Source organism: Pseudomonas sp. 18.1.10 (assembly GCF_024655625.1).
In the GTDB taxonomy this organism is placed as follows: domain Bacteria; phylum Pseudomonadota; class Gammaproteobacteria; order Pseudomonadales; family Pseudomonadaceae; genus Aquipseudomonas.
Genome location: NZ_JANLGL010000075.1, coordinates 1 through 26908, shown reverse-complemented (window position 1 = coordinate 26908; position 26908 = coordinate 1). Strand labels below are relative to the sequence as shown.

29 protein-coding genes are annotated in these 26908 nt (G+C 62.5%); 14 read left to right on the top strand and 15 right to left on the bottom strand.

All coding sequences use genetic code 11. The features are described from left to right. Positions 1–69: 69 nt before the first annotated feature. A complete protein-coding gene (locus NUV89_RS14955; RefSeq protein ID WP_257781921.1) occupies positions 70–501 on the bottom strand; it encodes an OsmC family protein in 432 nt (143 codons plus the stop codon). Positions 502–720: 219 nt separating this feature from the next. On the opposite strand from NUV89_RS14955, the gene NUV89_RS14950 reads away from it, so the two are divergent. Then, complete coding sequence (locus NUV89_RS14950) at positions 721–1722, top strand: LLM class flavin-dependent oxidoreductase (protein ID WP_257781920.1); 1002 nt, start codon at positions 721–723, stop codon at positions 1720–1722. Between the two features lie 61 nt (positions 1723–1783). Here NUV89_RS14950 and NUV89_RS14945 read toward each other — a convergent pair whose 3' ends face one another. Together NUV89_RS14945 and NUV89_RS14940 are read right to left on the bottom strand one after the other, a co-directional pair. Continuing rightward, a complete protein-coding gene (locus tag NUV89_RS14945) occupies positions 1784–2008 on the bottom strand; it encodes a DUF1161 domain-containing protein (RefSeq protein ID WP_017734728.1) in 225 nt (74 codons plus the stop codon). Between the two features lie 102 nt (positions 2009–2110). Next, the gene (locus NUV89_RS14940) at positions 2111–2326 is read right to left on the bottom strand and encodes a dodecin (protein WP_185709646.1); all 216 of its coding nucleotides are present in this window, start codon (positions 2324–2326) and stop codon (positions 2111–2113) included. Positions 2327–2482: 156 nt separating this feature from the next. On the opposite strand from NUV89_RS14940, the gene NUV89_RS14935 reads away from it, so the two are divergent. Next, positions 2483–2809, top strand: coding sequence for a YqjD family protein (locus NUV89_RS14935; protein ID WP_003170746.1), 327 nt, complete (start codon positions 2483–2485; stop codon positions 2807–2809). On the opposite strand, the gene NUV89_RS14930 is transcribed toward NUV89_RS14935, so the two are convergent. Further along, complete coding sequence (locus tag NUV89_RS14930) at positions 2782–3702, bottom strand: LysR family transcriptional regulator (protein WP_257781919.1); 921 nt, start codon at positions 3700–3702, stop codon at positions 2782–2784. The genes NUV89_RS14935 and NUV89_RS14930 overlap by 28 nt on opposite strands. A gap of 110 nt (positions 3703–3812) precedes the next feature. Here NUV89_RS14930 and trpB point away from each other — a divergent pair, with 110 nt between their 5' ends. The 3 genes from trpB (at position 3813) to NUV89_RS14915 (ending at position 6432) form a co-directional block, all read left to right on the top strand. Continuing rightward, positions 3813–5039: a tryptophan synthase subunit beta gene (gene trpB, locus NUV89_RS14925; protein ID WP_017734731.1), complete on the top strand. Its 1227-nt coding sequence runs from the start codon at positions 3813–3815 to the stop codon at positions 5037–5039. Continuing rightward, positions 5040–5849 carry a tryptophan synthase subunit alpha gene (gene trpA / locus NUV89_RS14920; RefSeq protein ID WP_017734732.1) on the top strand — a complete coding sequence of 270 codons (810 nt, stop codon included), beginning with the start codon at positions 5040–5042 and terminating at the stop codon, positions 5847–5849. A 139-nt stretch (positions 5850–5988) separates the two neighbouring features. Continuing rightward, positions 5989–6432, top strand: coding sequence for an RcnB family protein (locus NUV89_RS14915; RefSeq protein WP_257781918.1), 444 nt, complete (start codon positions 5989–5991; stop codon positions 6430–6432). On the opposite strand, the gene NUV89_RS14910 is transcribed toward NUV89_RS14915, so the two are convergent. The 6 genes from NUV89_RS14910 to NUV89_RS14885 form a co-directional block, all read right to left on the bottom strand. Continuing rightward, positions 6429–7745: an MFS transporter gene (locus NUV89_RS14910; RefSeq protein ID WP_257781917.1), complete on the bottom strand. Its 1317-nt coding sequence runs from the start codon at positions 7743–7745 to the stop codon at positions 6429–6431. The two genes, NUV89_RS14915 and NUV89_RS14910, sit on opposite strands and share 4 nt — an antisense overlap. A 184-nt stretch (positions 7746–7929) precedes the next feature. Continuing rightward, positions 7930–9078 (bottom strand): galactonate dehydratase, encoded by a 1149-nt coding sequence (gene dgoD / locus NUV89_RS14905; RefSeq protein WP_017734735.1) that lies wholly within the window; start codon positions 9076–9078, stop codon positions 7930–7932. Positions 9079–9125: 47 nt separating this feature from the next. Next, on the bottom strand, positions 9126–9746 hold the full coding sequence (locus NUV89_RS14900) for a 2-dehydro-3-deoxy-6-phosphogalactonate aldolase (RefSeq protein ID WP_257781916.1): 621 nt from the start codon (positions 9744–9746) through the stop codon (positions 9126–9128). Between the two features lies 1 nt (position 9747). After that, positions 9748–10707 (bottom strand): 2-dehydro-3-deoxygalactonokinase, encoded by a 960-nt coding sequence (locus NUV89_RS14895; protein ID WP_257781915.1) that lies wholly within the window; start codon positions 10705–10707, stop codon positions 9748–9750. A gap of 95 nt (positions 10708–10802) precedes the next feature. Further along, a complete protein-coding gene (locus tag NUV89_RS14890) occupies positions 10803–11132 on the bottom strand; it encodes a DOPA 4,5-dioxygenase family protein (RefSeq protein ID WP_017734738.1) in 330 nt (109 codons plus the stop codon). A gap of 31 nt (positions 11133–11163) precedes the next feature. Then, the gene (locus NUV89_RS14885) at positions 11164–12114 is read right to left on the bottom strand and encodes a choline sulfate utilization transcriptional regulator (protein ID WP_257781914.1); all 951 of its coding nucleotides are present in this window, start codon (positions 12112–12114) and stop codon (positions 11164–11166) included. 103 nt (positions 12115–12217) lie between these two features. Between NUV89_RS14885 and betC the strand changes: the two genes are divergently transcribed. The 3 genes from betC to NUV89_RS14870 all read left to right on the top strand — a co-directional run bounded on the left by betC (position 12218) and on the right by NUV89_RS14870 (position 16406). Then, the gene (betC, locus tag NUV89_RS14880; RefSeq protein ID WP_257781913.1) at positions 12218–13732 is read left to right on the top strand and encodes a choline-sulfatase; all 1515 of its coding nucleotides are present in this window, start codon (positions 12218–12220) and stop codon (positions 13730–13732) included. 15 nt (positions 13733–13747) lie between these two features. Then, positions 13748–14662, top strand: coding sequence for a choline ABC transporter substrate-binding protein (gene choX, locus NUV89_RS14875; protein WP_257781912.1), 915 nt, complete (start codon positions 13748–13750; stop codon positions 14660–14662). A 175-nt stretch (positions 14663–14837) separates the two neighbouring features. Continuing rightward, entirely contained in the window at positions 14838–16406 is a 1569-nt protein-coding gene (locus NUV89_RS14870; RefSeq protein ID WP_257781911.1) for a SulP family inorganic anion transporter, read from the top strand. Between the two features lie 58 nt (positions 16407–16464). Here NUV89_RS14870 and aroE read toward each other — a convergent pair whose 3' ends face one another. Next, the gene (gene aroE, locus NUV89_RS14865; protein WP_257781910.1) at positions 16465–17283 is read right to left on the bottom strand and encodes a shikimate dehydrogenase; all 819 of its coding nucleotides are present in this window, start codon (positions 17281–17283) and stop codon (positions 16465–16467) included. Next, positions 17283–18215: an oxygen-dependent coproporphyrinogen oxidase gene (gene hemF, locus NUV89_RS14860; RefSeq protein WP_257781909.1), complete on the bottom strand. Its 933-nt coding sequence runs from the start codon at positions 18213–18215 to the stop codon at positions 17283–17285. The genes aroE and hemF overlap by 1 nt, the downstream gene beginning before the upstream one ends. A gap of 159 nt (positions 18216–18374) precedes the next feature. Here hemF and NUV89_RS14855 point away from each other — a divergent pair, with 159 nt between their 5' ends. Beyond that, a complete protein-coding gene (locus NUV89_RS14855; RefSeq protein ID WP_257781908.1) occupies positions 18375–19352 on the top strand; it encodes an NADPH:quinone reductase in 978 nt (325 codons plus the stop codon). A gap of 130 nt (positions 19353–19482) precedes the next feature. Here the strand turns inward: NUV89_RS14855 and NUV89_RS14850 are convergent, their stop codons facing one another. The 3 genes from NUV89_RS14850 to NUV89_RS14840 form a co-directional block, all read right to left on the bottom strand. After that, positions 19483–20040 carry an L-threonylcarbamoyladenylate synthase gene (locus tag NUV89_RS14850; protein ID WP_257781907.1) on the bottom strand — a complete coding sequence of 186 codons (558 nt, stop codon included), beginning with the start codon at positions 20038–20040 and terminating at the stop codon, positions 19483–19485. A gap of 54 nt (positions 20041–20094) precedes the next feature. Then, complete coding sequence (gene dprA, locus NUV89_RS14845) at positions 20095–21189, bottom strand: DNA-processing protein DprA (protein WP_257781906.1); 1095 nt, start codon at positions 21187–21189, stop codon at positions 20095–20097. 63 nt (positions 21190–21252) lie between these two features. Continuing rightward, positions 21253–22029, bottom strand: coding sequence for a peptidoglycan-binding protein (locus tag NUV89_RS14840; protein ID WP_257781905.1), 777 nt, complete (start codon positions 22027–22029; stop codon positions 21253–21255). A 135-nt stretch (positions 22030–22164) separates the two neighbouring features. Here NUV89_RS14840 and def point away from each other — a divergent pair, with 135 nt between their 5' ends. From def to NUV89_RS14815, 5 genes are all read left to right on the top strand, one after another. Next, positions 22165–22671 (top strand): peptide deformylase, encoded by a 507-nt coding sequence (def, locus tag NUV89_RS14835; protein WP_017736259.1) that lies wholly within the window; start codon positions 22165–22167, stop codon positions 22669–22671. A gap of 69 nt (positions 22672–22740) precedes the next feature. Next, positions 22741–23694, top strand: a complete 954-nt coding sequence (gene fmt, locus NUV89_RS14830; protein ID WP_257781904.1) for a methionyl-tRNA formyltransferase — start codon at positions 22741–22743, stop codon at positions 23692–23694. Beyond that, positions 23691–25001, top strand: coding sequence for a 16S rRNA (cytosine(967)-C(5))-methyltransferase RsmB (gene rsmB, locus NUV89_RS14825; protein WP_257781903.1), 1311 nt, complete (start codon positions 23691–23693; stop codon positions 24999–25001). The genes fmt and rsmB overlap by 4 nt, the downstream gene beginning before the upstream one ends. Before the next feature lie 23 nt (positions 25002–25024). After that, a complete protein-coding gene (gene trkA / locus NUV89_RS14820; protein WP_017736256.1) occupies positions 25025–26398 on the top strand; it encodes a Trk system potassium transporter TrkA in 1374 nt (457 codons plus the stop codon). Positions 26399–26531: 133 nt separating this feature from the next. Further along, positions 26532–26843, top strand: coding sequence for a hypothetical protein (locus NUV89_RS14815; protein ID WP_257781902.1), 312 nt, complete (start codon positions 26532–26534; stop codon positions 26841–26843). Positions 26844–26908 lie beyond the last annotated feature (65 nt).

The following is a 26908-nucleotide window of genomic DNA, read 5'->3' as shown; positions in this document are numbered from 1 at the left end:
AAACACATTCAGTGCCTGACACTCCGCATTCGCGAGCAAGCCCGCTCCCACATTTTTAGATCTGCGGTGTTAGCTAACCAGCGTGGCATCCAGGGTTATTTTCGCATTCAACACCTTGGACACCGGGCACCCTTCCTTGGCCTTATTACTCAGTTCTTCAAACTGCGCCTGGCTCGCGCCGGGAATCTTGGCCTTGAGGATCAGGTGCACCGCCGTGATCGCAAAGCCGCCATCGACCTGATCCAGGGTCACTTCGGCCTGGGTGTCGATGCTGTCAGCCTTGAGCCCGGCGTCTCCGAGAATCATGGAGAACGCCATGGAGAAACAACCGGCATGCGCCGCACCGATCAATTCCTCAGGGTTGGTGCCCTTGCCCCCTTCGAAACGTGCCTTGAAGCCGTAGGGCGCTTCGCGCAGAACGCCGGTTTCCGTGGAAATGGAACCCAGGCCCGTCTTCAAATCACCTTCCCAATGCGCGGATGCTTTTTTAACGATACTCATAGCAGTCTCCTCAAGCGATGGTTTTGCGTACGTAAGGGTTCTGAGGATAGTCGGACTGGCAAAGTTCATACTGTCGGAGAAACCTAGCAATCAAGTAGGAAATTTCGGTGCCTGCTATTGAATCTCGGGTATATGCCCTCATTGCATAGAGCATGCACATGAAGCGGCAGGTTTTGATTCGTCTAAACAGCCTGCGCGCCCCCTTGGAGAAGCAGGCTTATGAAATCGCTGTCCGACGTGAAGTTCTCGACCCTCGACCTGGTGCCCGTGCGCGCCAACGGCAGCCCGGCGCAGTCGCTGCGCAATTCCCTGGACCTGGCCCAGCACGTGGAAAACTTCGGCTACAACCGTTTCTGGGTGGCTGAACACCACAACATGGACGGCATCGCCAGCTCCGCCACCTCGGTGCTGCTCGGCTACCTGGCAGGTGGCACTTCGACAATTCGCGTCGGTTCCGGCGGCGTGATGCTGCCCAACCATGCACCGTTGGTGATCGCCGAGCAGTTCGGCACCCTGGAAAGCCTCTACCCCGGGCGTATCGACCTGGGCTTGGGGCGCGCGCCCGGCTCCGACCAGATGACCGCCCGCGCCCTGCGCCGTGAACGCTCCGGCAGCGCCGACGAGTTCCCCGAGGACGTCGCCGAGTTGATGGCCTACCTCGGCCCACGCACCCCGGACCAACGCATCATCGCCGTACCCGGCACCGGCACCAACGTCCCGGTCTGGCTGCTCGGTTCCAGCCTGTTCAGCGCGCAACTTGCCGGTGAGCGCGGTTTGCCCTACGCCTTCGCCTCCCATTTCGCACCGCGCTTGATGCACGAGGCGATTCGCGTCTACCGCAATCACTTCAAGCCTTCAGCGGTTCTGGATAAACCCTACGTGATGCTCGGCATTCCCTTGGTCGCCGCCGACACCGATGAGCAGGCCGACTACCTGGCCACTTCGGTGTACCAGCGCATCCTCGCGCTGATGCGCGGGCAAAGCCTAGTGCAACGTCCACCGGTGAAGAGCATGGAAGGCCTGTGGCTGCCCCATGAAAAAGATGCGGTAGGCAGTTTCCTTGGCCTGGCGATGGTCGGCAGCCCGGCGAAAATCCGCGCCAAGCTGGAAGTGCTGGTGGAGCAAACCGGCGCCGATGAGCTGATCTTTACCTGCGACCTGTACGAACACGCCGACCGGATTTATTCCTACGAGCTGCTGGCGCAGTTGATGAAGGGCTAAACCCTTCAGGCGAAAAAAAACCGACGCACTCGCGTCGGTTTTTTATGTCTGCAACACGGGATCAACCGCGCTTGTAGACGATTTCCTTGGTGCCGCCTTCACAGCTACCGACCACTTTAGCGTCGGTAGAAGCACCTTTCTCCACCACCTCCAGCGAATAACCCGAAGCGCCCTTAGCGTCGATTTTCGCTGCAATCTCACTTTTCAGCTCGTCACAAGGCTTGCCCGCCGCCAGGGCCGTGCCCGCAATGCTCAACAAACCTACCGCTAGCAGAAACTTCTTCATCCGTTACTTCCTTGCGCTGATCGAAAAGAGCGTGCCGACGCTCGTGGCATCGGCACCCATTGGTTGTAGCGCAGGTTATGGCAATCAGCCAGTCAGCAAAGTTCAACTACTGGCAATTCGGAATCCCACCTTGAGCGTGACCTGGAAGTGCGCGGCCTTGCCATCCTTGATGTGGCCACGGGTATCAACCACCTCGAACCATTCCAGGTGCTTGATGCTTTTGTGGGCCTCGGCCAGGGCGTTGTTGATGGCATCTTCGATGCTGGAGGTGGACGAGCCCACCAATTCGACTTTCTTGTAGGTGTGATGGTCAGACATGGCGCTTCTCCTGAGGGTCGTCAATAAAGCCTAGCAGTCAATGTTCATACTGCTTCTGGCGACCGTTCCTACGTGAAAGTTCAGATTTACTGCACTTTCTGAAAACACGGGAGTCGGTATCTACACACGTCACTCAATCACTTCAGGAGAGTCCACATGGCCAACACTTCTTTACGCAAAGCGTCGCTGGAAAGCATGGAAGCCGAGATTTCGAGCCTGCTCAAGTCTCTGGAAAGCCTCAAGGACGATGCATCTGACGAGTCGCGCAAGACCTTGAAGGCCCTGAAAAGCAATGCCGAGAATGCCCTCAAGCACTCCCGTCACCTAATCAGCGATGCCTACGAAGAAAGCAAAGTGAAAATCCGCGAAACCGGTGTTGCGACCCGGGACTACGCACAGGAACACCCATGGACTACAGCCGGCGTCGCTGTAGGTGCGTTGGGCCTGCTGGCCGCCTACTTGCTGTGCAAACGCGGTGACTGATCCGGCTGGCGCAACAGCTCAGCCTTGAGCCACTGCGCCAGTTGCCCGGCGCGCCCGTCTGCGGCGCGCTTGGGCAGCCACAACGCCAGCTGCGCGGGGGTTTCGCTGAAACCCCACGGCGCCACCAGCCGACCCGCACGCAAATCCTCGGCCACCAGCGGCTCGGGCGCAATCGCCACCCCCAGCCCAGCCACCGCCGCCTCCAGCAAATAATACAAATGCTCAAACCCCTGGCCGTGTTTCAACGCGCCGGGCGCAATGCCGTGTTGCTGCGCCCAGCTGGGCCAGGCTTGCGGCCGGGAGGTGGTGTGCAACAACGCCTCGGCGCACAGGGCCGATGCGGGCGCGTGGCGCAAACGCTCATAGCCGGCGAAACGCGGGCTCATCACCGGGCCGATACGTTCGCTGGCCAACGCGTACACCTGCATATCCGCCGGCCAGGGTGGCTCGGCGAATACCAGCAGGGCATCCAGGCCGGGACGCCTGGGGTCAAGATCCCCATCACCCGCTGACAGGTGCAGGCGCAGATCCGGCAGGTCCGCGTTCAAGCGACCCAGGCGCGGGATCAGCCAGCGCGCCAGCAAACTCCCCGAACAACCGAGCACGAACGGCGCGTCGGCACTGGCCTGGGTCAGTTCTGCACAGACATCCCTCAACCGCTCGAACGCCTCCGCGCTGGCATCCCGCAGACGGACACCGGCATCTGTGAGTTTAAGGCCGCGCCCCTCCTTGACGAACAAACTCACGCCGAGGTGCTCTTCCAACACTTTCAACTGGCGACTGACTGCACCGTGGGTCACGTGCAATTGCTCGGCTGCCTGGCTGACGCTGTTCAGTCGCGCGGTGGCTTCAAATGCACGCAGGGCATTGAGGGGTGGAAGGTCTCGGCTCATCTGTGAGTTTTCCTGACAGGTTGCGGCGATCTTATCGGTTTTCAGGCCACAGCGTGAGGGGTAGAGTGGCCGTCATTGTTTCCTACACCCATTCTCTCCTGGAGCGTCCCATGACTCAGTCCCAGACCGACCTACGCAACGGCCCAGACGCCAACGGCCTGTTCGGCGCGTTCGGCGGCCGCTACGTCGCTGAAACCCTGATGCCGTTGATCCTCGACCTGGCCCGTGAATACGAAGCGGCCAAGATTGATCCGGCGTTCAACGAGGAATTGGCCTACTTCCAACGGGACTACGTCGGCCGCCCAAGCCCGCTGTATTTCGCCGAACGCCTGACCGAATTCTGCGGCGGCGCCAAGATCTACCTCAAGCGCGAAGAGCTGAACCACACCGGCGCGCACAAGATCAACAACTGCATCGGCCAGATCCTGCTGGCCCGGCGCATGGGCAAGAAACGCATCATCGCCGAAACCGGCGCCGGCATGCACGGCGTGGCCACCGCCACCGTTGCGGCGCGCTTCGGCCTGCAATGCGTGATCTACATGGGCACCACCGACATCGAGCGCCAGCAGGCCAACGTGTTCCGCATGAAGCTGCTGGGCGCGGAAGTGATCCCGGTGGTCGCCGGCACCGGCACCCTCAAGGACGCGATGAACGAAGCCCTGCGCGACTGGGTGACCAACGTCGACAGCACCTTCTACCTGATCGGCACCGTGGCTGGCCCACACCCTTACCCGGCGATGGTCCGCGACTTCCAGGCGGTGATCGGCAAGGAAACCCGCACCCAACTGCAAGCCCAGGAAGGCCGCCTGCCGGACAGCCTGGTCGCCTGCATCGGCGGCGGTTCCAACGCCATGGGCCTGTTCCACCCGTTCCTCGACGACACCAGCGTGGAAATCATCGGCGTTGAAGCGGCTGGCCACGGCATCGAAACCGGCAAGCACGCCGCCAGCCTCAACGGCGGCGTACCCGGCGTACTGCACGGCAACCGCACCTTCCTGTTGCAGGACGACGACGGCCAGATCATCGACGCCCACTCGATCTCCGCCGGCCTCGACTACCCGGGCATCGGCCCGGAACACGCGTGGTTGCATGACATCGGCCGCGTCCAGTACACCTCGGTGACCGACGACGAAGCCCTCGACGCCTTCCACAAATGCTGCCGCCTGGAAGGGATTATTCCTGCACTGGAAAGCGCCCACGCCCTGGCCGAAGTGTTCAAACGCGCACCGACGCTGCCGAAAGATCACCTGATGGTGGTTAACCTTTCCGGCCGTGGCGACAAAGACATGCAGACCGTGATGCACCACATGGAACAGTCCCAGCAGGAGAAACACTAAATGAGCCGCCTGCAAACGCGCTTTGCCCAACTCAAAGAACAAAACCGCGCCGCCCTGGTCACCTTCGTCACCGCCGGCGACCCGGGTTATGACACCTCGCTGGCCATCCTTAAAGGCCTGCCCGCCGCTGGCGCCGACGTGATCGAACTGGGCATGCCCTTCACCGACCCGATGGCCGATGGCCCGGCGATCCAGCTGGCCAACATCCGCGCGCTGGAGGCCAAGCAGAACCTGCTGAAAACCCTGCAAATGGTCCGCGAGTTCCGCAAGGACAACAGCGAAACCCCGCTGGTGTTGATGGGCTACTTCAACCCGATCCACAAATACGGCGTGCCGAAGTTCATCGCCGACGCGAAAGAGGCGGGCGTCGACGGCCTGATCGTGGTCGACATGCCGCCCGAGCATAACGGCGAGCTGTGCGACCCGGCCCAGGCTGCGGGCATCGACTTTATCCGCCTGACCACGCCGACCACCGACGACGTGCGCCTGCCCACCGTGCTCAACGGCAGCTCCGGCTTTGTGTACTACGTGTCGGTGGCCGGTGTGACCGGTGCCGGTGCCGCTACTCTGGAACACGTCGAAGAAGCCGTGACCCGCCTGCGTCGCCATACCGACCTGCCGATCAGCATCGGTTTTGGTATCCGCACCCCGGAGCAAGCGGCGGCTATCGCACGCTTGGCTGACGGTGTGGTGGTCGGTTCGGCGCTGATCGATCACATCGCCACTGCGAAAAATGATCAACAGGCGATTGATGGCGTGCTGGGGCTGTGCGCAGCGCTGTCGGAAGGTGTTCGCAACGCCCGTAAGTAAGGGGCTCGTAAGCGGTAGGTAAAGTTCCTGATACAGAGGAATCATCCTGTTGATCCGCTACCTAAACTGACAAGACCAAGGGATTTCGAACCTCGTTCGAGATCCCTTTTTGTTGTGTGTGCAGTTGAGGAAGCCCCCGATGAAAATGCCTAAAACCGTGATTGCCAGCCTTGGCGTGCTGGTCCTGGGCGCCAGCGCCCTGGTGCAGGCCGCGCCGAACGATCAGGGCGGCCCTGACCGTGGCGGCCCGCAAGGCCAGCACGAACAGCAGCGTGGCGACGACCATCGCGGCCCGCAGGACAACCGTCGCGGCGGCCCGCCCCAGGACTTCGGCCCGGTACGCCAGGTGATCCGCGACCATCACGACCAGTTCTCCCGTGGCGCACCGCCACCGCGCAATGTGCGCCTGGAACGCGGCAAGCCACTGCCCCATGGCTACTACGGCGAACGCCTGGACAGCCGCGCCCTGGCGCGCCTGCCGGTGTACCAGGGTTATGAGTGGCGCCGTTCGGGGCCGGACATCGTGTTGATCGCTGTAGGAACGGGCATCGTCTACGAGATCCTCGACGGCGTGCTTAACTAAGGTTTTTCATCCAACTCTATGCGCTCGACCTTACCGACCAACAACACATAGGAAAGCGCCCCAAGCAACGCCAGCACCGCGATATAGGTAATTGCCGGTGCAAACGAATCACCGCTGGCCAAAAAGCCAATCACAATCGGCGTGGCAATCGCCGACAAATTGCCGATGAAGTTGAACACCCCACCGGTGAGCCCCAACAGGCGCGCCGGTGCCAGGGTCGACACCAAGGACCAGGTAATCGACGCCAACCCATTGCCAAAGAACGCCACCGCCAGGAACGCGATCACCCACGCCGTCGAGTCCACATAGTTGGCGCCGATGATCGCCGTGGAAATCAGCAGCCCGCCAATGATTGGCAACTTGCGCGCAAAGCCCACCGAGGCGCCCCGGCGAATCAGCCAGTCGGAAAAGATCCCGGAACACAGCACACCAACAAACGCCGCGAGAAACGGCAGCGACGCCAGTAGGCCGGACTTGATGAAGTCCATGCCGCGATATTTCACCAGGTAGGTGGGGAACCACGTCAGGAAAAACCACAGCGTGGAGTTCAGGCAGAACTGCCCCAGGTAAATACCCCAGAGCTTGCGCTTGCTCAACACAATGCCCAGGTCCACCCAACTGAACGGCGTCTTCGCGGCTTTTTCCTGCATGTCCACCAGGCCGCCGCCTTCGCGGATCAGTTCGATTTCTGCTGTGTTGACGCCTTTGAAATCCTTCGGCTCGCGGTACACCGCGTACCAGATCGCCGCCCACAAGATACCCACGCCACCGGTGACCACAAACACCATGTGCCAGCCGAAGGCGTGCTGCAACCAGGCCAGTACCGGTGTGAGGAACGCCAGCCCGACAAATTGCCCGGAAGTGTAGAAGCCAATCGCCGTGGCCCGTTCACGCTCGGGAAACCAGGTGGTGACCACGCGGCTGTTGATCGGGTAGGCCGGGGCTTCCAGCGCCCCCACGGCCATGCGCAGCACAAACAATGCGATAAAGCTGGCGGCAAAGCCGAGCATTACGGTGGCGACGGACCACAGCAGCAGGGCAGCGGTGTAGAGAATGCGCGGCGGCACCCGGTCCACCAGCCAACCGCCGGGGATCTGCATCGCGGCGTAGGTCCAGCCGAACGCGGAGAAAATCAGCCCGACGTGAACCGGGTCGATCCCCAGCTCGCTGGTCAGCGCCGGGGCGGCAATCGACAGGTTGCTGCGGTCGAGGTAGTTGATGACCACGGTGATGAACAGCAGCACCATGATGAAAAAGCGCTTTCGCGTAGGCGTGACTAAAGAAGCCTGGCCGGTGAAGGATTCAGGATGCATGAGGGGGTGCCTCTTCTTATGTTTATTGAGGTCTGGAAAGGCGCTGACTGAAGAAACCGGATCAAAATGTGGGAGCGGGCTTGCTCGCGAATGCGGTAGTTCAGCCCCAGATGTGTTGACTGACACACCGTATTCGCGAGCAAGCCCGCTCCCACTTTTTTAACCGCATTTCTTCAGTGAAATATCACCACTCGGCAAAGCTGCCGTCGGCATGGCGCCAGATCGGGTTGCGCCAGCGGTGGCCGATGGCCGCGCGTTCGATCACGTATTCCTCGTTGATCTCGATGCCCAGGCCCGGCCCGTTGGGGATCTTCACAAAGCCTTGGTCGTAGTCGAACACACCCGGGTCTTTCACATAGTCGAGCAGGTCGTTGCTCTCGTTGTAGTGAATGCCCAGGCTTTGCTCCTGGATAAACGCGTTGTAGCAAACCGCGTCCAGTTGCAGGCACGCGGCCAGGGCGATCGGGCCCAGCGGGCAGTGCAGGGCCAGGGCCACGTCGTAGGCTTCGGCCATGTTGGCGATCTTGCGGGTTTCGGTGATGCCGCCGGCGTGGGAAGCATCGGGCTGGATGATGTCGACGTAGCCTTCGCTGAGCACGCGCTTGAAGTCCCAACGCGAGAACAGGCGCTCGCCGAGGGCAATCGGCGTGCTGGTCAGCGGCGCCAGCTCTTTGAGCGCTTCGTAGTTTTCGCTGAGCACCGGCTCTTCGATAAACATCAGCTTGTACGGGTCCAGCTCTTTCATCAGCACCTTGGCCATAGGCTTGTGCACGCGGCCATGGAAGTCCACGCCGATGCCGACGTTGGGGCCCACCGCGTCACGCACGGCGGCGACGTTGGCCAGGGCCAGGTCGACTTTTTCGAAGCTGTCGACGAACTGCAATTCTTCCGTGCCGTTCATTTTCACCGCGGTGAAACCCCGGGCCACGGCCTCTTTGGCGGCGCGGGCCGTGTCGGCCGGGCGGTCGCCACCGATCCAGGAATACACGCGGATCTTGTCGCGCACCTGGCCACCGAGCAGGTCGCTGACCGACACACCGAGGGCCTTGCCCTTGATGTCCCACAACGCCTGGTCGATGCCGGCCAGGGCGCTCATGTGCACGGCGCCGCCGCGGTAGAAGCCGCCGCGATAGAGCACGGTCCAGATATCTTCGATATTGCGTGGGTCTTTGCCAATCAAATAGTCGGACAGTTCTTCAACGGCAGCCGCAACGGTGTGAGCGCGGCCTTCGACCACGGGCTCACCCCAGCCGGTCACGCCCTGGTCGGTCTCGACCTTGAGGAAGCACCAGCGCGGCGGGACGATAAAAGTCGTCAGTTTGGTGATTTTCATCTGTTATCTCTCTTATAGATGCAGCGCCTGCGGGCGCAAGACTTGATTCAGTGCAGGGCTTTCCAGGCGGCGACATAAGCCTGGGCACGGCTCGCTACCTGATCCACGCTCATACCCGGTTTGAACAACCCGGAACCCAGCCCGAAGCCCTTGGCGCCGGCGTCGATAAACACCTGCATGTTGTCCGGGGTAATGCCGCCCACCGGCAGCAACAACGTGCCCGCCGGCAGTACTGCCAGCCACGCTTTGATAACCGCCGGGCCCATTTGCTCGGCGGGGAACAGCTTCAATACATCGGCGCCTTCCGCCAGGGCGGCGAAGGCTTCGGTGGGCGTGGCAACACCCGGCGATAAAAACAGGCCCGCCGCTTTCGCCGCGCGCAGCACCTTGGCATCGCTGTGGGGCATGACGATCACCTGGCCACCGGCCGCCTTGACCTGCTCGACCTGCTCCGGCGTCAACACCGTGCCCGCGCCGATCAGGCAATCGGCGGGCAGGCTGTCGCGCAGGGTGCGGATGCTGGTGTACGGGTCCGGCGAGTTGAGCGGCACTTCGATCACGCGAAACCCGGCCTGGTACAACACCTGGCCGACGGCCTGGGCTTCGTCCGGGCGGATACCGCGCAGGATGGCGATCAAACCGTTTTGTGCGAGTGCGTGCTTGAGCATGTCAGGCCTCCGATGCAGGTTGAGTGAGCCCGGCGGCCACGGCCAATTGCCACAGGCCACGCTCGCTGGCCTCCGGCGCAAGGCTGACGTGGGCGAAGCCGCAAAGGGCGAGGGCGCGTTGATAGCGGGCGCAGAGGGCAGCGGCGCCGACCAGGATGATCGGCTGCTGCCTGGCGCGGGCCGGCAAGCCGGCGAGTTCATGGCCGATCAGCAACCCGGAAAGGTAATCCGGCTGCTGCTCAGGGGCGAGTGCGCCGGTCAGGCCAAGGGTGCGGGCGCTGAACAGGGTGGACAAGACGCCGCGCTGCCCATCTTCCGAGAGCGCCACGTGGACGCCGCGGTCAAAGGCCTCGGCCTGGAAGTGTTCAGTCGGCCGTTGGGTTCGCCCGAGGATGCTGTGCTTGCTCAGTACCGCGAAGATTTCACCGGTCATGAAGGTATCGAAGTGCGTAATGCAGCCATCGACCACCTCGACCCACTTGGAATGGCTGCCCGGCAGGCCGATCAACACCTCGGCACCGAGGCCTTGCAGCACACCCAGCACTTGCGTTTCTTCGCCGCGCATCACATTGGGCAAACCGGCCTGCTCGATCACGCCGGGCACGATATGCACATCCACCCCGCGCAGGCTGCGCACGCGGTGCAGCGCTTGGCCGAGGCGGGCGACGTCCACCGGTGTGTTGCGATAGGCGGCTTCACTCCAGCCCTGGGCGCTGCCGACCATGCCGCAGGCAATCACTGGCAAATCGGGCTGCGCGTCGAGCCAATCACCACAGGCCGTGTCGAAAGCCAGTTCGAAGCCATCGCTGCAATGCACGCCGGCAATGTCCCGGGGCTCGCTGGGCAAATGCATGATCCCGCACGCCAGCGCGCGGTGTTCCAGCACGACGCCTGCCGGGCCGAGTTTGTAAGCACGAAGGGAACTGGTTCCCCAATCGAGGGCGATCAATTGCGCCTGCATCGCTTCACCTGAGTTCTGAGCGGATGCAGGAATATAAACCTACGCGAGCGAAAGTCTCAATATATAAATATCAATCCCACATTTAGGGATTCGACTTAGGAGAAAGCTGACAAGTTCAGTTCCCGCATCGCCCCCATCCAGACCGCGTAGTCGGTGTGATCCTTCAGGTCATCGCCGGTATCGGGGTGCAGGAACACCACCAGCCCGTTGCGATGGATCACCAGCCACGGCAGCACCACGCCGATGTACTCGGGATCGAACGCCAGCTGGCAGCTCCAGTCCGGGTGCGGGCCTACGGGTTTTTCGTGGACACGGCCCATGCGCAGCGGGAACAGTTTGGCGGCGTCTTCGCACAAGGTGCGCGCTTGTTCGATCGTGCTGGCGTCGAAGTAGATATGGGCGTGGTAGCCCTTGATACGTTGCATGACGGACTCCCGATCCAATAAGCGGCAAATCCTAGACCGCAATCGACGGCAGGGCCAGCCCGGTCAACGACCGCGCGCTGCTGGCTTGCTCGGCCAGCAGCCACTCGACAAAGCGCTCCACCAACTGGCCCCGGCGTTTGCGCTGGGGTTGCACCACGTAATAGCCAAACCGCGAAATCACCGTGTCGCTGACCGGTCGGCACAACCAGTTCTGCTCCAGCAGGTTGTCCACCAGGTGGCGCCAGCCAATGGCCACGCCCTGGCCGGCAATCGCTGCCTGGATCAGCAGGGTGTAGTTGTCGAAGCGCAGTTGGCCTGGCGTGGGCGCGGCACTGATGCCCAGTTCGCGGAACACGCCACTCCAGTCGAACCACTGGCTGTTGTTTTCCTGGCGCAGGTGCAGCAACGGGAAATCATGCAGATTTTGTACAGTCAGTGCCGTGACCTGCTCTTTCAGCCACTGCGGGCTGCACACCGGGAACACTTCCTCGTTGAACAGCCACAGGCTCTCGCCTTGCTTGAAACGGCCGTCGCCAAACAGCACCGCCACGTCGATATCGCTGCGCAGGGTGGCGTGGTTGCGCTCGCTGGTCACCAGGCTCACGTCGACTTGCGGGTTGGCCTGGTGGAAGCGGTGCAGGCGCGGCATCAGCCAATAGGCGGCGAAGGCAAAGTCGGTGGCCACTTGCAGCACTTCGTGCTGGTCCTGCTGGGTGATGGCACTGAGGCCGGCGTTGATGCTCTGCAAGCCGCCCTGCACGTGTTCGAACAGCAGCGCGCCGGCGTCGGTCAGCTCGATGCCGCGATAGATGCGATCAAACAGGCGAATCGCCAGCTGTTCCTCCAGGCGCTTGATCTGCTGGCTGATGGCCGGCTGCGTGGTGCCCAACTCCATCGCGGCGGCGGTAAAGCTGCGGTGTCGCGCGGCCGCTTCAAAGGCGCGCAACAGGTCGAGGGACACGTCACCGAGGGCTTCATACATAAGCTGTGCTTATCCTAGACATTGCTTTTCATGGGCTTTACCCCAATTTCCATGGGCTGCATGCTCATTCGCATAAACACCGCCTATGGAATGCCGACAACCCATGAAGCGCAAGAACATTCTTTTCATCATGGCCGATCAAATGGCCGCGCCGCTGCTGCCGTTCTACGGTTCTTCGCCGATCAAGTTGCCCAATCTGAGCCGCCTCGCCGCGCAGGGCGTGGTGTTCGACGCCGCCTATTGCAACAGCCCGTTGTGCGCGCCGTCGCGTTTTACCCTGGTCAGTGGGCAGTTGCCGAGCAAGATCGGCGCCTACGACAACGCGGCCGATTTCCCCGCCGATGTGCCGACCTATGCCCACTACCTGCGCCGCCTCGGCTACCGCACGGCGCTGTCGGGCAAGATGCATTTCTGCGGCCCCGACCAGTTGCACGGCTATGAAGAACGCCTGACCAGCGACATCTACCCCGCCGACTACGGCTGGGCGGTGAACTGGGATGAACCGGACGTGCGCCCCAGCTGGTACCACAACATGTCGTCGGTACTGCAAGCCGGCCCGTGCGTGCGCACCAACCAGCTGGATTTCGACGAAGAGGTGGTGTTCAAGGCCCAGCAGTACTTGTTCGACCATATCCGCGAGGACGGCGACCAGCCGTTCTGCCTGACCGTGTCGATGACCCATCCCCATGACCCGTACACCATTCCCAAGCCGTTCTGGGACCTGTACGACGACGCCGACATCCCACTGCCTACGACGCCAGCGCAAGCCGACCTCGACCCGCACTCCCAGCGCCTGCTCAAGGTCTACGACCTGTGGGACAAGCCGCTGCCGGTGGATAAGATCCGCGATGCACGCCGCGCCTACTTCGGCGCGTGCAGTTACATCGACAGCAATGTCGGAAAACTCCTGCAAACCCTGGAAGACACTGGCCTGGCCGACGACACCATCATTGTGTTTTCCGGTGACCACGGCGATATGCTCGGCGAGCGCGGCCTCTGGTACAAAATGCACTGGTTTGAAATGGCCGCCCGTGTGCCGCTGCTGGTGAGTGCGCCGGGGCAATTTGCGTCGGGGCGTGTCAGCCAGGCCGTGTCCACCGCCGACCTGTTGCCAACCTTGGTGGAACTGGCCGGCGGCACGCTCGACCCGCGCCTGCCACTGGACGGCCGCTCACTGGTCCCGCACTTGCAAGGGCAGGGCGGGCACGACGAAGTGTTTGGCGAATACATGGCCGAAGGCACCATCAGCCCGCTGATGATGATTCGCCGGGGCGCCTATAAATTCATCTACAGCGAAGACGACCCTTGCCTGCTGTTCGATGTGCACAATGACCCGCACGAGCGGGAAAACCTCAGCCAGTCACTGGAACACCGGCCGCTGTTCGAGGCGTTTTTGAAGGAAGCGCGGGCCAAATGGGACATCCCGGCGATCCACCAGCAGGTGCTCGCCAGCCAACGCCGCCGTCGCCTGGTGTTTGAAGCACTGACCCAGGGCAAGCTGAAGAGCTGGGATCACCAGCCACTGGTGGACGCCAGTCAGCAGTACATGCGCAACCATATCGACCTCGACGACCTGGAGCGCAAGGCACGTTATCCACAACCCTGCCAACACCAATAAAACTGAGGGAAGGCCATGCAAAAGTTGACTGTGATACTGGGCATGTTGGCGCTCGGCAGCGCCCATGTGTACGCGGACACGAGCTGTGAAACGGTGAAAATGGCCGATCCAGGCTGGAGCGATATCGCCGCGACCAATGCCATCACCGGTTTTCTGCTGACGGGCATGGGCTACAAACCCAAGGTCGATACCCTAGCGGTGCCCATCACCTTTGGCGGGCTCAAGGATGGCCAGGTGGACGTATTCCTCGGCAACTGGATGCCGGCGCAGCAGGGCTTCTATGACAAGTTCGTCGCCAATGGCGAGGTGGTGCAACTGGCCAAGAACCTCGACGGCACCGAGTTCACCCTCGCCGTGCCGGACTATGTGTGGGACGCCGGTGTGCATGACTTTGCCGACTTGAACAAATTCGCCGACAAGTTCGACAAGAAGATCTACGGCATCGGCTCCGGCGCGCCGGCGAATATCTCGTTGCAGGAGATCATCAAGAAGAACGACTTCGACCTCGGCCAGTGGAAGCTGATCGAGTCCAGCGAACAGGCGATGCTCGCCGAAGTGTCGCGGGCGGTGAAGAAGCAGCGCTTCGTCACCTTCCTCGGCTGGACGCCGCACCCGATGAACGTGCAGCTGAAAATGCACTACCTCAAGGGCGGCGAGAAGTACTTCGGCGACACCGGCAGCGTGTACACCCTGACCCGCAAGGGGTACGCACAAGCCTGCCCGAACGTAGGAAAACTGCTGACCAACCTGAGTTTCACCCAGGAGATGGAGAACAGCATCATGGCCGAGGTGGCCAATAACAAGGTCAGCAATGCCGAGGCGGCGAAGGCGTGGATCAAGGCGAATCCGGCGGTGTTGGATAAGTGGTTGGAGGGGGTGAAGACCGTGGATGGCAAAGATGCATTGCCTGCGGTAAAAGCCAAACTCTAAGGCCTGATGCAATTCAAATGTGGGAGCGGGCTCGCTCGCGAATGCGGTGGTTCAGCTAAGTAAATTTCGGCTGACAGGCCGCATTCGCGAGCAAGCCCGCTCCCACACAAGCCAGCTCCCACAGGGGCCTGTGTGTGCTGATACCCTGAGTCAAACCTTTCTACCCGAGTCTGCGATGCCCCGGCCCACCCGCCATACCCTCTTCCCCTTTCTGCGCTGGCTGCCGCGCCAAACCCGTGCCAGTGTCGGCCGGGATGCCATCGTTGGCCTCAGCGGCGCGGTGCTGGCCTTGCCGCAGTCGATTGCCTACGCACTGATCGCCGGCCTCCCACCGGAATACGGACTGTATGCCGCGATCATTCCGGTGCTGATCGCGTGCCTGTGGGGTTCGTCCTGGCACTTGATCTGCGGCCCCACGGCGGCAATTTCCATCGTGCTGTACGCCAGCGTCAGCCCCCTGGCCGTGCCGGGGTCGCAGGACTACATCACCCTGATCCTGTTACTGACGTTCCTCGCCGGGGTTTTCCAGTGGTTGCTGGGCATGCTGCGCTTCGGCGCGCTGGTGAATTTCGTCTCCCATTCGGTGGTGCTGGGCTTCACCCTGGGCGCCGCTGTGGTGATTGCCCTGGGGCAGTTGCCCAACCTGCTGGGGCTGGATCTGCCGAGCCAGGCCACCGCGATCAAGAGTCTGCTGGCGCTGGTGGATCACGGCGGGGAATGGGACCACGCCTCGCTCGCCCTGGGCCTGGGCACCTTGCTGGTGGGCGCATTGCTCAAATACCTGCTGCCACGTTGGCCGACGCTGCTGATCGCGTTGGCCCTTGGCAGCCTGGTGGCGTGGCTGTGGCCGGCGATGTTCGGGCATGTGGCGCGGGTGAGTTCGTTCGTGGGCAAGCTGCCGCCGTTCAGCCCGCTGCCGATGGACCTGGACATGCTCCTGCGCCTGCTGCCTAGCGCCGTAGCAGTGGGCATGCTGGGGCTGGTGACCAGCCTGTCGATTGCCCGCTCGCTGTCGGCCCGTTCGCAACAATTGCTCGATGCCAACCAGGAAGTCCGTGCGCAGGGCTTATCCAATATCGTCGGCGGATTTTTCTCCGGGTACTTGTCAGCCGGTTCCTTTACCCGCTCCGGCCTCAGCTATGAAGCCGGCGCGTGCTCGCCCCTCGCCGGGGTGTTTTCTGCCCTGTGGGTGGCGCTGTTTGCGCTGTTTGGCGCGGCGTTGATCGCGCATATCCCGATCCCGAGCATGGCGGCGAGCATCCTCCTGATTTGCTGGGGGCTGGTGGACCACCGAGGCATTCGCGCCCTGTTTCGCGTGAGCCGCGCCGAGTTTGTGGTGATGGGCCTGACCTGCGTCGCGACCTTGCTGCTGGAGCTGCAAACGGCGATTTATGCGGGGGTGCTGGCGTCGTTGTTTTTCTACCTCAAGCGCACGTCGCAGCCACGGGTACAGCAGTGGCGCGATGGTGATGAGGATGTGTTGCGGGTGGGCGGCTCGATCTTTTTTGGCGCCAGCCATTACCTGCAAGTGCGCCTGCAACGGTTACAGGGCGAACGGGTGGTGATCGAGGCGCAGCAGATCAACTTTATCGACTATTCCGGGGTGGAGATGTTGCACCAGGAAGCGCGACGGTTGCGGGGGTTGGGGCGGAGCTTGACGTTGCGCCGGGCCAGGCCGCAAGTCGTTGAAGAACTGAAGAAACTGGAAGGGGCCGACAGATGCCCCATCCATTTCGAAGACTGAATGCGGTTAAAACTGTGGGAGCTGGCTTGCCTGCTCCCACAAGGGTTCTTCACAAGGCTTACATCAGTTGGCGACGCAGCTCGGCCAGCACCGGCGCCGACTCCGGGCGCACGCCACGCCACAGGAAGAACGCCTCCGCCGCCTGCTCCACCAACATGCCCAAGCCATCCATCGCCACGGCTGCACCTTGCGCCGTCGCCCAACGGCAAAACGCAGTCGGCTCCTTGCCGTACATCATGTCGTAGCAAAACGTCTTGCCCGGTTCGATCAGGCTGCCGGCAATCGGTGGTACATCGCCTGACAGGCTGGCGGACGTGGCATTGATAATCACGTCCACCGGCTCACGCAGCCAGTCGAAACCGCTGGCAGACACCGGGCCCAGGTCGTCAAACAACTCGGCGAGCATTTCGGCTTTTTCCACGGTGCGGTTGGCAATGATCAGCGAGGCCGGCAGCTCGGCCAGCAACGGCTCTAGCGCGCCACGTACCGCGCCGCCAGCGCCCAGCAGCAGGATGCGCTTGCCTTGCAGGCTCACCCCGGCGTTGACCGTGAGGTCGCGCACCAGGCCAGCGCCGTCGGTGTTGTCACCCAGCAGGCTGCCATCGGCGAGCTTGCTCAGGGTGTTCACCGCGCCAGCGCGCTGGGCGCGCTCGGTGAGGCTGTTGGCCAGGCGGAAGGCGTCTTCCTTGAACGGCACGGTGACGTTGGCGCCACGGCCTTGCTGAAAAAACTCACGGGCACAGCCAGTGAAGTCCTCCAGCGGCGCAAGTAAGGTGCTGTAGTCCAGTTGTTCGCCGGTCTGCTCGGCGAACATCCGGTGGATCAACGGCGACTTGCTATGGCCGATGGGGTTGCCGAACACCACATAACGGTCCATCAGACCGCCACCTCTGGCGCGGCGAGGCCGAGCCAGTCACGGTCTTGCAGGAAGTAGTCGGTGAGGCGCGCTTCTTCGCTGCCGGCCTCGGCTTTCCAGTCGTAGCTCCAGCGCACTTGCGGCGGCAGCGACATCAGGATCGATTCGGTGCGCCCGCCCGATTGCAGGCCGAACAGGGTGCCACGGTCGTAGACCAGGTTGAACTCGACGTAGCGGCCACGGCGGAATTCCTGGAATTCGCGCTGTTGCTCGGTGTAGGCGGTGGCCTTGCGGCGCTGCACGATCGGCAGGTAGGCGTCGATGTAGGCGTCGCCGATGGCGCGGATGAAGGCGAAGCAGGTGTCGAAGTCCCACTCGTTCAAGTCATCGAAGAACAGGCCGCCGATGCCGCGCGGTTCATTGCGATGCTTGATGTGGAAGTAGGTGTCGCACCAGGCTTTGTAACGCGAATAAACGTCTGGACCGAACGGCGCACAGGCCTGCTCGGCCACGCGGTGCCAATGGATGCAGTCTTCTTCGTTGGCGTAATAGGGCGTGAGGTCGAAGCCGCCACCGAACCACCACACCGGCTCTTCGCCTTCTTTTTCGGCGATGAAAAAGCGCACGTTGGCGTGGGACGTTGGTACGTGAGGGTTATGCGGGTGGATCACCAGCGACACGCCCAGGGCTTCAAAACCACGGCCGGCCAGTTCAGGGCGATGGGCACTGGCGGACGGTGGGAGGCCGCTGCCAAACACGTGGGAAAAGTTAACGCCGCCTTTTTCGATTACCGCACCGTTCTCGATCACTCGGGTGCGACCGCCGCCGCCGGCAGGCCGGGTCCAGGCGTCTTCGATAAAGCGCGTGTCCGGCTCGAAGGTTTCCAGGGCGCTGCAAATGCGGTCTTGCAGGTCAAGCAGGTAGGCCTTTACAGCCTCGGTGCGGGTAGTCATGGCATCACCTTGAATCGGGCAAAGCTACGCGAGGCCATTGGGCGTCGGCGGCAAATGGGCGCACAGGATACCACCGCACCCCGTTGCGCCGCAGTTGACGAAGATCAAGCTTAGGAGTTCGATAGCCGACTACGCGAATTCGACCCGAGGAGAAGGCAGATGGCAAAACGTATCCAGTTCAGCGCCCATGGCGGTCCCGACGTGCTTGAGTATGTGGACTACACGCCAGCGGAACCCGGCCCACAACAGGTTCGCGTACGTAACCAGGCCATCGGCCTGAATTTTATCGACACCTATTTCCGCAGCGGTTTGTACGCACCGCCCGCATTGCCATCGGGGCTCGGCGCGGAAGGCGCCGGTGTGGTCGATGCCGTCGGCAGTGAAGTCACCCAGTTCAAGGTCGGCGACCGCGTGGCCTACGGCAGCGGGCCGTTGGGCGCGTACAGCGAACTGCATGTGCTGCCGGCCGCCAACCTGGTGCACCTGCCGGACGAGATCAGCTTCGAACAAGCGGCTGGCGCCATGCTCAAGGGCCTGACCGTGCAATACCTGCTGCGCCAGACCTATGAGTTGAAGGGTGGCGAGACCATCCTGTTCCACGCCGCTGCCGGTGGCGTGGGCTCCCTGGCGTGCCAGTGGGCCAAGGCCCTGGGCGTGAAGCTGATCGGGACGGTCAGTTCGCCGGAAAAAGCCGCCCTGGCCAAATCCCTCGGCGCGTGGGAAACCATCGACTACAGCAAGGAAAACGTCGCACAACGCGTGCTGGAATTGACCGACGGCAAAAAAGTGCCGGTGGTGTACGACGGCGTGGGCAAGGACACTTGGCTGACCTCGCTGGACAGCGTGGCACCGCGCGGGCTGGTGGTGAGTTTCGGCAATGCGTCGGGCGCGGTGGATGGGGTGAACCTGGGGATTTTGTCGGCGAAAGGTTCGCTGTACGTGACCCGGCCGACCTTGGCCACCTACGCCAACAACCCGCAGAACTTGCAGGCGATGGCGGATGATCTGTTCTCGATGATTAAGAGCGGCAAGGTGCGCATTGATATCAACCAGCGGTATGCGCTGGCGGATGCGGCGAAGGCGCAGACGGAGTTGTCGGGGCGCAGGACGACAGGCTCAACCATTTTGCTGCCGTAAGGCTTCAGGACTCTACTGACTCAAGGGCCTCATCGCGGGCAAGCCCGCTCCCACATTTGACCGAGTTTCTCCAGTTGGAACCCGATCAACCTGTGGGAGCGGGCTTGCCCGCGATGGCCGCACCTCGGTCTCAGGAAGGGCGCATCACCTTACCCGTGGCCAAATCGCGAATCAGGCTCGGGTTCTTGCGCCCACCCAGGGCGCCGCCCAGCACCAGGTCCACCTGGCCACGGAAATACTGCTCCACGCGAATCCGCGTACGCGCCGCCGGGCGGCCCTGCGGGTTGGCCGACGTAGAAATCAACGGCCCCACTTGCGCACACAGATCCCGCACCAACGGGTGATCGCTGACCCGCAACGCCACTGTGTCGTGTACACCAGTGACCCACTCCGGCAGCAAGCCCTGATGGGGCACCAACCAGGTGTTCGGCCCCGGCCAGGTGCTGGCCATGCGGTCGATCCAGTCTTGCGGGAAGTCTTCGAACAAAAAGTCGAACTGGTGAATGCTATCCGCGACCACGATCAAGCCCTTGTCCACGGAACGGTTCTTGATCGCCAGCAAGCGGTCCACCGCTTCTTCATTCCACGGGTCGCAGCCCAGGCCCCACACCGCCTCGGTTGGGTAGGCAATCACCGCACCTGCGCGAATTTCTCGTGCGGCTTCCAGCACACGCCACCTGTTGACCATTGTTTACTCTCCAGACCAAAGCTCCGGGCAGTTTACCGATCTCTGTTACAAAACCTAGCAGCGCGCGAGCCAGTGTCCGCTTTCACAGGTCACGCTGCCCTCCAGTTCCAGCTCGGTGAGGGTCGCCAGCACCTGGGACAACGACCGCCCGCTGGCAATCGCCAGGGCTTCGCTGGTGTGGGGCGCCGCGAGCAGCAGCGCCACCAACGGATGCGTCACCGGCACCGGTGCCGGGCGCGACAACGCCTGCCAGCCGCGCAAGCCTTCCAGGATGTGCTCGATGGTTTCCACCAGCACCGCACCCTCGCGGATCAACTGGTGACAGCCCTTGGCGGCGGGATGGTGGATGGACCCCGGGATCGCATATACCTCGCGGCCTTGCTCGGCGGCGAGCTTCGCGGTGATTAGCGAACCACTGGCCATGCTGGCTTCCACCACCAGCACGCCGAGGGACAGGCCGCTGATGATCCGGTTGCGCCGGGGGAAGTTGCCGGCCTGGGGCGCGGTGTCCAGCGGGAACTCGGAAACCACGGCGCTGCCCTGCGCAATCATTGCCGCCGCGAGCCGCTTGTGGCGCTGTGGATAAAAATTTTCGAGGCCGGTGCCGAGTACGCCGATTGTCTGCCCCCCGACATCCAATGCCGCCTGATGCGCCGCGCCATCAATGCCCAGCGCAAGGCCGCTGGTGATGACAAAACCCGCGCTGGCCAAACTGCGTGAAAACGCGGCGGCGGTGTCCATGCCGGGACGCGAAGCACGGCGACTGCCAACCACCGCCAGTTGTGGTTTTTCCAGGACCCCAGGGTCGCCGGCGACGAATAACAACGGCGGCGCGTCGTCGATCTGGGCGAGCAACGCGGGGTACTCGGGCTGGTCCCACATCAGCAAATGCTGGGCCGGGCGCGCCAACCAGGCCAGTGCCGCGCTGGCGCCGTCGCGCACCTCATGGCTGCGCCGAGCATCCGCGCTAATGGCCGGCAACCCCAGGGAACGCCAGGCACTGGCAGGGGCACTGATGGCCTTTGACGCGCTACCGAAGGCTTCGATCAACCGGAGAAAACGCTTCGAACCCAGTTCCGGCAGCCTGTGCAAGCGTAGTCGTGCTTCCAGTTCTGCTGGAGATATTTCATGGCTGTTTGTCGGATACATCTGATCGTCCTTGACCGTAACAAGCTGTGGATAACTCTGTTGGTAACTTATTTAGCAGGCTATTTATTGCCTTTGATGGGCAGTCTCGAAACGGTCCGTGACCGCCAGTGGGCGCGAGGCACTGAGGACAAGGCCGTAACTGAGCTTTTCGTAGGTGCGAAACACCAGCAGGGTGCCGGCGCGTTCGTCGGGAAGTTTCGTCTGGACGCTGGTGAGGGCGTCACGAACGATCGCGCCAGTCTTGATTACTGCGAGCAGATGCCCCTCCACCATGCCATCGCGCCGACCTTTGTTCAGGGTCACGGCATCCAGCACGCCGATCTGGGTAACGCCTCGGGGGATGTCGATGATTTTTCCTTCAATGAAGCTCGCAGGTTCCGACACCTCCATACGCGCCAGATCTACGAGGGGCTGGGCACGGAGCAAGCGATCGCCGGGGCGTACCTCTTGGGTCACGCGCTGCACGGCCAGGGTGGAGAGGTCGCCCGCCGTCACAAAGCGCGCGGTGCCGATGTCATCGGCGTTGATGCCCAGCAGTTCGTGGGTTTGTGGATCGGTGTAGACCTTGCCGCGTCGGAATATTCCGTAGATCGGTTGGGAAGGGTCCAGGACGCCTCGCGCATGCACCTGTTCACCCTGGGCGCCCAGCACCCGGCCGGCGTCCGCCGCGACGATGTAGGGCGCGTTGTCCAGGTCTTGAAGGGAATCAAGCAGACGGTTATGCAATAAAAAGCGCTGGATGGCCTGTTGTGTCGGCTGATCCAGATGCCGGCCCGGCGATGGCAGCAGGGCCATGGCGAACGGGGCCCACAACAGTAAGACGAGCAGCGATTTCCTCATGGGGTGAATCTCCTTTATTATGTGCGTTCGCGTGAAATGCCTTGGCCTTCGCGGCTTTTAAGGGTTTCACACCGGTCGTTTGGGTCCATCCCAACGCCGATTTGCCTTTACCTCACATGTGCAGCAATTACGCTTATGGCTATTTTGAACATCCTCGAATTCCCCGACTCGCGCCTGCGCACTGTCGCCAAACCGGTGGCCGTAGTGGACGACAAGGTTCGTCAGTTGGTCGATGACATGTTTGAAACAATGTATGAAGCCCCGGGCATCGGCCTCGCCGCGACCCAGGTCAACGTGCATCAGCGTGTCGTGGTCATGGACCTGTCGGAAGATCGCAGCGAGCCGATGGTGTACATCAACCCCGAGTTCGAACCGCTGACCGAAGAGATGGGCGAGTACCAGGAAGGCTGCCTGTCGGTGCCGGAGTTCTACGAGAACGTCGAGCGCCCGCTGCGCGTGAAGATCAAGGCCCTGGACCGCGACGGCAAGCCGTTCGAGCTGATTGCCGAAGGCCTGCTGGCGGTGTGCATCCAGCACGAATGCGACCACCTCAACGGCAAGCTGTTTGTCGATTACCTGTCCACGCTCAAGCGTGACCGGATCAAGAAGAAGCTGGAAAAAAAGCATCGCCAGCAAGCTTGATGCCCGTCGTCCAAAGGCTTGCTGCGGCAAGCCTTTTTCTTTTGTGACTGTTTTTAACCGAGACCTCCCATGACCGAGCCACTGCGCATTGTTTTTGCCGGTACACCCGAATTTGCCGCCGAACACCTCAAGGCGCTGCTCGCCAGCCCTTATGTCATCGTCGCGGTGTACACCCAGCCGGATCGCCCGGCCGGTCGCGGGCAAAAACTGATGCCGAGCCCGGTCAAGCAGCTGGCGCTGGAACACAACATTCCCGTGCTGCAACCGCCGACCCTGCGCAACGCCGAGGCCCAGGCCGAACTGGCGGCGCTGCAACCGGACCTGCTGGTGGTAGTGGCCTATGGCTTGATCCTGCCGCAAGTGGTGCTGGATATCCCACGCCTGGGCTGCATCAACAGCCACGCCTCGCTGCTGCCACGCTGGCGCGGTGCGGCGCCGATCCAGCGTGCCGTTGAGGCGGGCGACAGCGAAAGCGGCGTGACCGTGATGCGCATGGAGCTGGGCCTGGACACCGGCCCGATGCTGCTCAAGGTCACCACCCCGATCACGGCCCAGGACACCGGTGGCAGCCTGCACGATCGCCTCGCCGAGCTGGGCCCACCGGCCGTGCTCCAGGCCATCGCCGGCCTCGCGGCGGGCACCCTGGAGGGCGAAGTGCAGGACGACAGCCTCGCCACCTACGCCCACAAGCTGAACAAAGATGAAGCGCGCATCGACTGGAGCCGCCCGGCCGTGGAGCTGGAGCGCCTGGTGCGTGCGTTCAACCCGTGGCCGATCTGCCACAGCACCCTCAACGGCGAAGCCCTGAAAGTGCTGGCCGCAACCTTGGCCGAAGGCAACGGCGCCCCCGGTGAAATCATCGGCGCCAGCAAGGACGGCCTGCTGGTCGCCTGCGGTGCACAAGCGCTGTGTCTGACCCGTCTGCAATTGCCCGGTGGCAAGGCGCTGAATTTCAGCGATTTGTTCAACAGCCGTCGTGAGAAATTTGCCGTGGGCACCGTGCTCGGGGTGGTCGCGCAATGAACCCGCGTCTGGCCGCCGCCAAGGCTCTCGCCGCTGTCCTCAATGGCAAGGCGTCGTTGAACAGTTCGCTGCCCACGCAGATGGACAAGGTCGAAGACCGCGACCGTGGTTTTACCCAGGACCTCGCCTTTGGCACCGCCCGTTGGCAGCCGCGCTTGTCGGCGCTGGCGGCCAAGTTGCTGCAAAAGCCGTTCAAGGCGGCGGACGCGGATGTGGAAGCGTTGCTGCTGGTCGGCCTCTATCAATTGCTCTACACCCGCGTGCCGGCCCACGCCGCCATCGGCGAGACCGTCGGTTGCGCCGACAAGCTGAAAAAGCCCTGGGCCAAGGCCCTGCTCAACGCCGTGCTGCGCCGCGCCCAGCGTGAAAGCGAAGCGCTGCTGGCCGAGCTGGAACATGACCCGGTGGTGCGCACCGCCCACCCGCGCTGGCTGCAAAAATCCCTGAAGGCGTTCTGGCCTGAGCAATGGGAAGCCATTTGCGCAGCGAACAATGCGCACCCGCCGATGATCCTGCGGGTCAACCGCCGTCACCACAGCCGTGACGCCTATCTGCAATTGCTCAGCGCCGCCAGCATCAACGCCACGCCGTGCGTGTACAGCGTTGACGGCATCGTGCTCGAAGCCGCCACCGACGTGCGCAGCCTGCCGGGCTTTGCCGAAGGCTGGATCAGCGTGCAGGACGAAGCCGCGCAACTGGCCGCCGACCTGCTCGACCTCGCGCCCGGCCAGCGTGTGCTCGACGCCTGCTGCGCACCGGGCGGTAAGACCTGTCACATCCTGGAAGTGGAAAAAGACCTCGCCGGTGTAGTCGCCGTCGATCTGGAAGCCAAGCGCCTGGTGCGCGTGCGCGAGAACCTCGCCCGCCTGGGCCTCAGCGCCGAGTTGATCGCCGCCGACGGCCGCGACACCGCCACCTGGTGGGACGGCAAGCCCTTCCAGCGCATCCTGCTCGACGCGCCATGCTCCGCCACCGGCGTGATCCGCCGCCACCCGGACATCAAGCTCACCCGCCAACCCGACGACATTGCCGCCCTGGCCGTGCTGCAAGGCGAGTTGCTCGACGCGATGTGGCCGACCCTGGAAGTCGGCGGCATCCTGCTCTATGCCACTTGCTCCACCTTGCCGACGGAAAATACCGAAGTGATCGCAGCCTTCCTCGCCCGCACCAGCGGCGCAAGGGAGCTGGACCTCGCGACCGCGGCCGGCATCAAGCAGCCCCATGGCCGCCAATTGCTTGCGCAAGAAGGCGGACACGATGGCTTCTACTACGCCAAACTGATCAAGATCGCCGCCGCGCGCGGCTGAAACGGGTTTAAGGGAGTGACCGGATGAAAATCATCATCCTTGGGGCAGGGCAGGTCGGCGGCACGCTGGCCGAACATTTGGCCAGCGAAGCCAACGACATCACCGTGGTCGACACCGACAGCGAGCGCCTGCGCAACCTCGGCGACCGCCTCGACATTCGCACCGTACAAGGCCGCGCCTCATTCCCCACGGTGCTGCGCCAGGCCGGTGCCGACGACGCCGACATGCTGGTGGCCGTGACCAACAGCGACGAGACCAACATGGTCGCGTGCCAGGTCGCCCACACCCTGTTCCACACCCCGACCAAGATCGCCCGCGTGCGCGAAGCCGCCTACCTGACCCGCGCCGGCCTGTTCGACAACGACGCGATTCCGGTGGACGTGCTAATCAGCCCGGAACAGGTGGTGACCCACTACATCAAGCGCCTGATCGAAATCCCCGGCGCGTTGCAGGTGATCGACTTCGCCGAAGGCAAGGCGCAACTGGTCGCCGTAAAGGCTTACTACGGCGGGCCGTTGGTGGGCCAGCAACTGCGCCAGCTGCGTGAGCACATGCCGAATGTGGAGACGCGCGTGGCGGCGATTTTCCGACGCGACCGGCCGATTTTGCCCCAGGGCGATACGGTGATCGAAGCGGACGACGAAGTATTTTTCATTGCCGCCAAGGCGAACATTCGCGCGGTCATGAGTGAAATGCGCCGGCTCGACGAGAGCTACAAGCGCATCGTCATCGCCGGGGGCGGGCAGATTGGCGAGCGCCTGGCCGAGGCCATCGAAAGCCGCTACCAGGTGAAGATCATCGAGATGAACCCGGCACGCTGCCGGCATTTGTCCGACACCCTCGACAGCACCGTCGTACTGCAAGGCAGTGCCTCGGACCGCGACCTGTTGATGGAAGAAAACATCGCCGACGCCGACATCTTCCTGGCCCTGACCAACGACGACGAGGCCAACATCATGTCGTCGTTGCTGGCCAAGCGGCTGGGGGCGAAGAAGGTGATGACCATCATCAACAACCCGGCCTACGTTGACCTGATCCAGGGCGGCGACATCGACATCGCCATCAGCCCGCAGCTGGCCACCATCGGCACCTTGCTCGCCCACGTGCGCCGTGGCGACATCGTCAGCGTGCACTCCCTGCGCCGGGGCGCGGCGGAAGCCATCGAGGCGATTGCCCACGGTGACGCCAAATCGAGCAAGGTCATCGGCAAGGCCATCCGCGATATCGGCCTGCCGCCGGGTACCACCATCGGCGCGATTATTCGCGATGAAGAGGTGATCATTGCCCACGACGATACGGTGATCGAGACCGGCGACCATGTGATCCTGTTCCTTGTGGATAAAAAACATATCCGCGATGTGGAGAAGTTGTTCCACGTGGGGCTGAGTTTTTTCTGATAGAAATTGGGTGGGCCTACCACCGTCATCGCGGGCAAGCCCGCTCCCACAGTTGGAACGCAATCTCCTGTGGGAGCGGGCGTGCCCGCGATGACGATATTGAAAACCCTGGATAGCTAAAGGACACACCGCCATGCTCGATTCCCTGGAAAAAATGCTCGCCAAGGGTGTGGATAACGCGTTGCTGCGCTTTGGTTTGGGCAAGGGTTATCTGGACTTGAAGGACAACGGCAAGGCGGCGGAGCATTTGCAGAAGTGCGTCGAGTTCGATCCGAAGTATTCGGCGGCGTGGAAGTTGTTGGGCAAGGCGCAGGCGGGATCAGGTGATGTGGCAGCCGCGCGGCTGGCGTGGGAGAAGGGGATTGAAGCGGCCCAGGCTCACGGCGACAAACAGGCCGAAAAAGAAATGACGGTATTCCTGAAGAAACTCGACCGTTTGAACTAAACGGAACCCAATGTGGGAGCGGGCTTGCTCGCGAATGCGGAGTGTCAGCCACATATTCAGTGACT

Bases quoted from the DNA above. Each gene is read 5' to 3' on its own strand.
- NUV89_RS14955 (WP_257781921.1), bottom strand. From the start codon at position 501: ATGAGTATCGTTAAAAAAGCATCCGCGCATTGGGAAGGTGATTTGAAG.
- NUV89_RS14950 (WP_257781920.1), top strand. From the start codon at position 721: ATGAAATCGCTGTCCGACGTGAAGTTCTCGACCCTCGACCTGGTGCCC.
- NUV89_RS14945 (WP_017734728.1), bottom strand. From the start codon at position 2,008: ATGAAGAAGTTTCTGCTAGCGGTAGGTTTGTTGAGCATTGCGGGCACG.
- NUV89_RS14940 (WP_185709646.1), bottom strand. From the start codon at position 2,326: ATGTCTGACCATCACACCTACAAGAAAGTCGAATTGGTGGGCTCGTCC.
- NUV89_RS14935 (WP_003170746.1), top strand. From the start codon at position 2,483: ATGGCCAACACTTCTTTACGCAAAGCGTCGCTGGAAAGCATGGAAGCC.
- NUV89_RS14930 (WP_257781919.1), bottom strand. From the start codon at position 3,702: ATGAGCCGAGACCTTCCACCCCTCAATGCCCTGCGTGCATTTGAAGCC.
- trpB (WP_017734731.1), top strand. From the start codon at position 3,813: ATGACTCAGTCCCAGACCGACCTACGCAACGGCCCAGACGCCAACGGC.
- trpA (WP_017734732.1), top strand. From the start codon at position 5,040: ATGAGCCGCCTGCAAACGCGCTTTGCCCAACTCAAAGAACAAAACCGC.
- NUV89_RS14915 (WP_257781918.1), top strand. From the start codon at position 5,989: ATGAAAATGCCTAAAACCGTGATTGCCAGCCTTGGCGTGCTGGTCCTG.
- NUV89_RS14910 (WP_257781917.1), bottom strand. From the start codon at position 7,745: ATGCATCCTGAATCCTTCACCGGCCAGGCTTCTTTAGTCACGCCTACG.
- dgoD (WP_017734735.1), bottom strand. From the start codon at position 9,078: ATGAAAATCACCAAACTGACGACTTTTATCGTCCCGCCGCGCTGGTGC.
- NUV89_RS14900 (WP_257781916.1), bottom strand. From the start codon at position 9,746: ATGCTCAAGCACGCACTCGCACAAAACGGTTTGATCGCCATCCTGCGC.
- NUV89_RS14895 (WP_257781915.1), bottom strand. From the start codon at position 10,707: ATGCAGGCGCAATTGATCGCCCTCGATTGGGGAACCAGTTCCCTTCGT.
- NUV89_RS14890 (WP_017734738.1), bottom strand. From the start codon at position 11,132: ATGCAACGTATCAAGGGCTACCACGCCCATATCTACTTCGACGCCAGC.
- NUV89_RS14885 (WP_257781914.1), bottom strand. From the start codon at position 12,114: ATGTATGAAGCCCTCGGTGACGTGTCCCTCGACCTGTTGCGCGCCTTT.
- betC (WP_257781913.1), top strand. From the start codon at position 12,218: ATGAAGCGCAAGAACATTCTTTTCATCATGGCCGATCAAATGGCCGCG.
- choX (WP_257781912.1), top strand. From the start codon at position 13,748: ATGCAAAAGTTGACTGTGATACTGGGCATGTTGGCGCTCGGCAGCGCC.
- NUV89_RS14870 (WP_257781911.1), top strand. From the start codon at position 14,838: ATGCCCCGGCCCACCCGCCATACCCTCTTCCCCTTTCTGCGCTGGCTG.
- aroE (WP_257781910.1), bottom strand. From the start codon at position 17,283: ATGGACCGTTATGTGGTGTTCGGCAACCCCATCGGCCATAGCAAGTCG.
- hemF (WP_257781909.1), bottom strand. From the start codon at position 18,215: ATGACTACCCGCACCGAGGCTGTAAAGGCCTACCTGCTTGACCTGCAA.
- NUV89_RS14855 (WP_257781908.1), top strand. From the start codon at position 18,375: ATGGCAAAACGTATCCAGTTCAGCGCCCATGGCGGTCCCGACGTGCTT.
- NUV89_RS14850 (WP_257781907.1), bottom strand. From the start codon at position 20,040: ATGGTCAACAGGTGGCGTGTGCTGGAAGCCGCACGAGAAATTCGCGCA.
- dprA (WP_257781906.1), bottom strand. From the start codon at position 21,189: ATGTATCCGACAAACAGCCATGAAATATCTCCAGCAGAACTGGAAGCA.
- NUV89_RS14840 (WP_257781905.1), bottom strand. From the start codon at position 22,029: ATGAGGAAATCGCTGCTCGTCTTACTGTTGTGGGCCCCGTTCGCCATG.
- def (WP_017736259.1), top strand. From the start codon at position 22,165: ATGGCTATTTTGAACATCCTCGAATTCCCCGACTCGCGCCTGCGCACT.
- fmt (WP_257781904.1), top strand. From the start codon at position 22,741: ATGACCGAGCCACTGCGCATTGTTTTTGCCGGTACACCCGAATTTGCC.
- rsmB (WP_257781903.1), top strand. From the start codon at position 23,691: ATGAACCCGCGTCTGGCCGCCGCCAAGGCTCTCGCCGCTGTCCTCAAT.
- trkA (WP_017736256.1), top strand. From the start codon at position 25,025: ATGAAAATCATCATCCTTGGGGCAGGGCAGGTCGGCGGCACGCTGGCC.
- NUV89_RS14815 (WP_257781902.1), top strand. From the start codon at position 26,532: ATGCTCGATTCCCTGGAAAAAATGCTCGCCAAGGGTGTGGATAACGCG.